Source organism: Nocardiopsis sp. SBT366, from assembly GCF_001083815.1.
GTDB classification, from domain to species: Bacteria; Actinomycetota; Actinomycetes; order Streptosporangiales; family Streptosporangiaceae; genus Nocardiopsis; species Nocardiopsis prasina.
Genome location: NZ_LAVM01000140.1, coordinates 1 through 6656, shown reverse-complemented (window position 1 = coordinate 6656; position 6656 = coordinate 1). Strand labels below are relative to the sequence as shown.

Annotated in this window: 7 protein-coding genes; 3 read left to right on the top strand and 4 right to left on the bottom strand. The window is 71.0% G+C overall.

Going from position 1 to position 6656, the window contains the following annotated elements:
- Positions 1-1365 (top strand): BCCT family transporter (locus ADX84_RS24635; protein WP_049579784.1); only part of this gene is annotated, 1365 nt, incomplete at its 5' end.
- Positions 1366-1379: 14 nt separating this feature from the next.
- Here ADX84_RS24635 and ADX84_RS24630 read toward each other — a convergent pair.
- Complete coding sequence (locus ADX84_RS24630; RefSeq protein WP_049579782.1) at positions 1380-2213, bottom strand: aminoglycoside 3'-phosphotransferase; 834 nt, start codon at positions 2211-2213, stop codon at positions 1380-1382.
- A 101-nt stretch (positions 2214-2314) separates the two neighbouring features.
- Between ADX84_RS24630 and ADX84_RS24625 the strand changes: the two genes are divergently transcribed.
- Entirely contained in the window at positions 2315-3079 is a 765-nt protein-coding gene (locus ADX84_RS24625) for a nucleotidyltransferase domain-containing protein (protein ID WP_049579780.1), read from the top strand.
- Between the two features lie 165 nt (positions 3080-3244).
- On the opposite strand, the gene ADX84_RS24620 is transcribed toward ADX84_RS24625, so the two are convergent.
- Positions 3245-4219 (bottom strand): GNAT family N-acetyltransferase, encoded by a 975-nt coding sequence (locus tag ADX84_RS24620; protein ID WP_049579778.1) that lies wholly within the window; start codon positions 4217-4219, stop codon positions 3245-3247.
- Between the two features lie 281 nt (positions 4220-4500).
- On the opposite strand from ADX84_RS24620, the gene ADX84_RS24615 reads away from it, so the two are divergent.
- Complete coding sequence (locus ADX84_RS24615; RefSeq protein WP_049579777.1) at positions 4501-5274, top strand: class I SAM-dependent methyltransferase; 774 nt, start codon at positions 4501-4503, stop codon at positions 5272-5274.
- A gap of 19 nt (positions 5275-5293) precedes the next feature.
- Here the strand turns inward: ADX84_RS24615 and ADX84_RS24610 are convergent, their stop codons facing one another.
- Together ADX84_RS24610 and ADX84_RS24605 are read right to left on the bottom strand one after the other, a co-directional pair.
- Positions 5294-5644, bottom strand: a complete 351-nt coding sequence (locus tag ADX84_RS24610) for an antibiotic biosynthesis monooxygenase (RefSeq protein ID WP_049579775.1) — start codon at positions 5642-5644, stop codon at positions 5294-5296.
- Between the two features lie 98 nt (positions 5645-5742).
- Positions 5743-6585: an SDR family oxidoreductase gene (locus ADX84_RS24605; protein WP_049579786.1), complete on the bottom strand. Its 843-nt coding sequence runs from the start codon at positions 6583-6585 to the stop codon at positions 5743-5745.
- Positions 6586-6656 lie beyond the last annotated feature (71 nt).

Here is a 6656-nt window from a genome sequence, read left to right as displayed (position 1 = left end):
GCCGAACCCATCAGCCACTACGCCAACCCCCCTCAGGGCAACGCCGATCCGGAGACCGTCGAGGCCGCGCACCAGGCCATGGGCTTCACGCTGTACCACTTCGGTCTGCACACCTGGACGATCTTCTGCCTGCCGGCCCTGGCCTTCGCCTACTTCGTGTACCGCAAGGGCCTGCCCTTCCGGGTGAGCTCGATCTTCCACCCCTTCCTCGGCGACCGCGTCAACGGACCGTTCGGCCGGGCGATCGACATCTTCGCGGTCCTGGGCACCCTCTTCGGTGTGGCGGTCACCATCGGCCTGGGCACCATGCAGATCAACAGTGGGCTCAACACACTGTTCGGGATTCAGGAGAGCCGCCTCAACCAGGTGATCCTCATCGCCATCGTCACCTGCGTCGCGGTGATCTCCGTGGCCTCAGGCCTGGACGTCGGCATCAAGTGGCTCTCCCAGATCAACATCATCATCGCGGTCGCGCTGCTGGTGTTCGTGTTCGCCGCCGGGTCCTCCCTCTACCTGGCGAAGGGAGTCATCGAGACCACCGGCGTGTACGCGCAGTGGCTCATCCCCCTCTCGTTCTGGAACGACACCTTCGGCAACACCGGCTGGCAGGGCACGTGGACGGTCTTCTACTGGGCCTGGACCATCACGTGGTCACCGTTCGTCGGCATCTTCATCGCACGCATCTCGCGGGGCCGCACCATCCGCGAGTTCGTGCTCGGCGTGCTGGGGCTGCCCACGGCCTTCAGCATCGTGTGGTTCAGCGTGTTCGGCCTGTCGGCCTTCGACATCGAGATGAACCAGGGCGGCGGTCTGGTCGAGGAGGTCGTCGATCAGGGAGACATCCCCGGCGCGCTGTTCTCGTTCCTCACGCACTACCCGTGGACCACCTTCGTCTCGGCCATGTGCATCGTCATCGTGATCATCTTCTTCACCACCTCGTCGGACTCGGCGTCCCTGGTGGTGGACATGCTCTGTTCGGGAACGGAGGAGTCCCCGACCCGCCAACGGGTGTTCTGGGGCATCACCGAGGGGGTGGTGGCCGCGACCGTGCTCACCGCCTCCGGAGTGGGCGGGTTGGACGCGCTGCAACAGACCATCATCGTGTTCGGGCTGCCGTTCTTCGTGATCGGTTTCTTCATGATGTTCTCCCTGGTCAGAGCGCTCCAGGCGGAAACGGCGGAGGGCTCCGGTGCCCAGCGGGGCCGTCGCACCCCGTTGTCCGCCCGCTCACGCAGGCTCCGCCGCCAGCACCGGCGCAGGGGCGGGCCGTCGAACGGCGGCAATGGCAACGGGAACGGCAACGGCAACGGCAACGGGAACGGCAGGCCGCAGGGGAAGCGGGGTGACGACGCGTTGGAGCCCTGACCGCCAGGGCCGGGTCACGCCGGGGGCACCGGCCAGAAGAAGTCGTCGACCCCGAAGTGCAGCGAGAGCAGTTCGGGGTCGACGCGGTCCCGACCGTAGGCGTCCAGGAACCGGTCCGCGTCCGCCTGGCCGAACTGGGGGTTCAACGGGCTGAGCAGGCTTCCCACCATCGCGGCCAGGTCCCGGTGCGGATCCGCCACACCGGCCTGACCGAGGTCCACGAGGCCCCAACCCCCGTCAGCGGTGACCAGAACGTTCGGCAGGCAGAAGTCCCCGTGGGTCACCACCTCCGGCAGCGCGCCCGCCCGCCCGACCCGACGCTCCACCTCCGCCAGAGCGCGGGCCGGGTCGGTTCCGGCGTAGCGGCTGCCTCGCCAGGAGCGGTGGACCAGACCGGCTGCCACCCGCTCCCGGGCCCGTTCCAGGTTCTCCTCCAACCGCTCGCGGAAGACCTCCACCGCGGCGACCTCCGACGCGTGGATCGTGCGGGCCGCCTCGGCCAGCAGCTCGACCAGCCGGGGGTGCGCGCGGGCGGTCTCCGGCTCGTGGGCCGCGACACCGGGCAGGTGCGTGGAGACCACCCACCGGGGCGGCCCGTCCTCTCGCGACTCGCGCTCCAACACCCGCGGTGTCGACAGACCGAACCGGGCCATCCACGCGGTCCGGGAGATCTCGCCGTCGAGGTCCCTCGCGAGGTCGGGGCGGTCTGGCGGCACTCCCTTGAACACCGCGACCGGCCGGTCCGCTTCGTCGTACAGACGGAAGACCCGGGCCCCGGACAGGCCCACGCGGACCTCCTCCGCGCGCAGCGAGCACAGGACGGGGTCCTTGAAACGGGGCAGCTCCATGCCCGCAGCCTAGGATCCGCCGCGGCTCGTCGCCCACCGGTTTTCCACAGACTGGAGGACGCGGAAGCGCGCTCCGGACCGCAACGGCCATCATGGAAGTCATGACCCTCTCCGACGAACGCTTCCTCGCGACCACCGCCGATCGGCTCGCCGCCCTCCCAGGCATCGAGGCGGTGAGTCTCGGCGGATCGCGCGCCCAGGGGACCCACCGGCCCGACAGCGACTGGGACCTCGCCGTCTACTACCGCGGCTCCCAAGGGGGGTTCTCACCCCGAGCCCTGCGCGACGTCGGCTGGGAGGGTGAGGTCTCCGAGTTCGGTGGCTGGAGCGAGGGCGTGTTCAACGGCGGCGCCTGGCTGAGGATCGACGGCCGCCCGGTGGACGTGCACTACCGCGACCTCGACGTGGTGGAGCACCAGCTGGCCGAGGCCGAACACGGGCGGTTCGACGTGGAGCCCCTCCTGTTCCACCTGGTGGGCATCCCCACGTACCTGGTGGTCGCCGAACTCGCCGTGGGCCGGGTCCTGGTCGGTGACCTGCCCCGACCCGCCTACCCCGACGCGCTCCGGCGCGAGGCTCCGCCGCGCTGGCGCGGATTCGCCTCGGCCACCCTCGCCTACGCGGAGCGCCATCACGCCCCGCACGGGAGGGTGGCCCAGTGCGCTGGACTGATCGCCCAGGCCGCCTCGTACGCGGGCCACGCCGTGCTGGCGGCGCGCGGCGAGTGGGTGACCAACGACAAGACCCTGTTGTCCAGAGCCGGGCTGGAGGAGGTGGACTTCGTGGTCGCCGGGATGACGGCGGACCCCCAGGACCTGATCGCGGCGGTCGCGGAGACCGGTCGCGTCATCGCGGGGGCCCGTTGACCGGGATCCGTTGACCGGGATGCGTTGACCAGGAGCCCGTTGACCAGGAGCCCTTCGGCTGGGATCCGCTGACCAGGGGCCCCTGGTCGGGAGCCGCTGCCCAGGGCCCCTGGTCCGGGACGGGAGCGGCGCCGCGACGCCCCTCCCGACCCGGGAGGCGGGGACCTATCGCGACCAGGTCATGTTGACCACGCCGCTGATGGTCTCGTACCCGGCGCGGGTGAAAGCCCGGGCCATGGGGACATTGCCCACGTCCGTGGCGGCTCGGGCGTACGTGGCGCCCTCGCTCGCCAGGACGCGGGTCCCCTCGGCGAGCAGGTCGTCGATATAGCCGTTGCCCCGGTGCTCGGGCAGCACCGCGATGTAGGCGATGATCGGGTGGTAGGCGTTGCGCGCCGGGATCACGAAGCCCACCGGGGTGCCGTCCGGGAGCATGGCCACCCGCCACCAGGAGCGCGGTGTCGCGTAGTTGGCGAACTCGTCGGCGAAGTTGGCCGCCGCCACCTCCTCGGCGGAGCGTTCCCGCAGGTCCAGGCGGTCGTGGGTGTCCAAGGTGCCCTCCAGGGCACGGGCCATGAGGCCGAGGATGTCCTCGGTGCCCTCGATGCCACGGAAGGCCAGGCGCCCGCTGTCCTCCGGAAGCGGGTTCGCGTTCCTCCACCCGAAGCGCAGACGCTCGACGAGCGGTACCGCGCCCGACGCCTCGACCACCGCCAGACGTTCCTCCACCCGGCGACGGGAACGCTCGTCCTCACGCCAGTCGGCGACGTCGAAGCGTAGGAACTCCGGCGGGGGAGTGGTGCCCTGGGGGATCGGCACTCCGTCGGGGAACAGGGCGGCGTTGGCGGTGCGCAGCAGTTCGCTGGCCACGGCCACGCGGTCGACGTCGTCTGCGTCGTCGTCCACGTCGAGCAGGTCCAGGAGGAAGGGGGCGTCGTCCTGGGGCCGGCACCACCAGGACAGGCGGGCCAGGAGGCGGTCGCCGTCGAGGGCCACCCACATCCAGGAGGGACGTCGACGACCCTGGGTGAGGTCGTCGGCGAGTTCGTCGTTGAGCAGGTACGGCAACCGGTTGAAGAGATCGAGCTCCTCGGGACCGGTGATGGGGCGGATGGTCAGGTCGTTCGGAAGAACGGTCAAGGCTGCACCTTCGGTGTGTGCGCCCGCCGTAGCCGGGGTCAACGGTGGTCGTCGACCCGGGAGGACACGGACGCGGTGATCACGGGGAACATCGGATGTGCCTCCTTTCTCGTCATCGCCGCGCCGGGGGTCGTTCGCGGCTCCCGAAGTTATACAGGCGGGTCCTCGAGCCCCGCAAGCCATTTCAGGCCGGTCGATCCGGGACGTGCCGGGGTGCGGTCGACCCCGGCCCCGGTGAAACCGGTTGGACCCGGGCCGCGGTGTTGGGCGACGATGCGTCCATGAGCCGAGACTTCCAGGACCTCCTCGACGAGGCCGCCGCCGAACCGACCGAGGGCTGGGACTTCTCCTGGTTCGAGGGCCGCGCCACCGAGCAGCGCCCCTCCTGGGGCTACCAGCGCCTCATGGGAGAGAGGATGGCCCGCGCCACCGCTGCCCTCGACATCCAGACCGGGGGCGGCGAAGTCCTGGCCGGTGTCCCCACGCACCCGCCGCTGACCGTCGCGACCGAGGGGTGGCCGCCCAACGTCCCCGCGGCCACCCGGCTGCTGCACCCCAGGGGAGTGGCGGTGGTCGCCGACCCCGACGAACCCCCGCTGCCCTTCGCCGACGCCGCCTTCGACCTGGTCGTGTGTCGCCACCCCGTCACCGTCTGGTGGGACGAGATCGCCCGCGTCCTCGCTCCCGGGGGCACCTATCTGGCACAGCACGTGGGGCCGTCGAGCGTGTTCGAACTGGTCGAGTACTTCCTCGGCCCGCAGCCCCCTGAGACGCGCGGGGCCCGTCACCCGGAGCACGACCGGGCCGGGGCCGAAGCCGCCGGTCTGGAGGTCGTCGACCTCAGGTCGGAGCGACTCCGGATGGAGTTCCATGACGTGGGCGCGGTCGCGTACTTCCTGCGCAAGGTCGTGTGGATGGTCCCCGGCTTCACCGTGCACTCCCACCGCGACCGGCTCCGGGAGCTGCACGAACAGATCGAGGAACGGGGGCCGTTCGTGGCCCACTCCTCCCGCCACCTGATCGAGGCCCGCAGACCGGAGCGGTCGCGGCGGTGAGGCCGGGGCCGGTGCGGGGTCAGCGGGCCTTGACGTGCTGGACGACCTCGAAGCCCCAGATCTCACTGTTGGACGCCGCCGGGCCGCCGTGACCGCCGTGGGCCTGGCCGTCCTTCCTGGCGTCGGCCGCCGCCTGCGCGTGGCCCTTGCGGAAGGCCTGCCCGTTCACCCAGTTCTGGAAGTCCTCCTCGGACCGCCAGCGGGTGTAGACCAGGTACTTGTCGGTACCCTCGACCGGCCGCAGGAGCTGGAACTCCTCGAATCCCTCCTGGTCCTCCACGAGCCCGGCCCGCTTGGCGAACCTCTCCTCCAACGTGGCGCCCCCGCCCTCGGGGACGGTCAGGACGTTGAACTTCACGACACTGGTCACGCGTGTACCTCCGGAGGTCGGATGCCTGTCAGGGCCAACCTAAGGGACCCGGCGCAGCCGCTCACGGCGGGCTCCCCGCACCAGGCCGACCCGGGGCCTCACCTCAGCCCGTGTTTGCGGGCCACGACTCCCAGCATCGCGGCTCGGGGCAGCAACCGACGGAGCGCGAACACCAGCGGCGCGTTGCTGCCCACCGCGTACAGCGGTCGCGGCCGCTTCGCTTCGACCGCGCGCAGCACCGTCGCCGCCACCCGTTCAGCCGAGATCCCCTTGGCCTCGTTGGCGTTGAGCGTGTTCACCATGGTCCGGTACTCGTCCCGGAAGGGCGAGTCCTCACCCACGTACTGGGTGCGCCGCTCGCTGATGCCGGTGTTGATCGACCCCGGCTCCACGGTGGTCACGCCCACCCCGTAGGGGGAGACCTCGCGCCGCGCGGCGTCCGCGAACCCCTTCACCGCCGCCTTGGTCGCGACATAGGAGGACCGGTAGGCCAACGGGAAGCTGGCCAGCATCGATCCCACCATCACCACGCGCCCGTGGCCACGGGCCCGCATTCCGGGCAGGACCAGCTGCGTGAGGCGGACCGCGCCGAACACGTTGAGCCGGAACACCCGCTCCACGGCGTCCATGGGAAGTTCCTCGATGGGTCCGTTCTGGCTCTCGCCCGCGTTGTTGACGAGCACGTCCACCTCACCAGCGGCGTGCGCGCAGGCCTCGACGGACGCGTAGTCGGTCAGGTCCAGGGCCAGGTACTCGACCCCCGGCACCGGAGCCGGGACCGCCGCCGGGTCGCGGCTGGTGCCGAACACGCGGTAGCCGCGTTGGACCAGGGCGGCGGCTACGGCGGCGCCGATCCCGGAGGAGGCGCCGGTGACCAGCGCGGTGCGGCGGGCGGTGGGGACCGTGGGGGCGGCGTTGAAGTTGGTGCCCGAGAGGACCAGGACCGGCGTACCGGTCCCACCCGAGGCGCGGAAGGCCTGAGTGGGGCCCAGCCGGGTCTCCACGGGCGGAA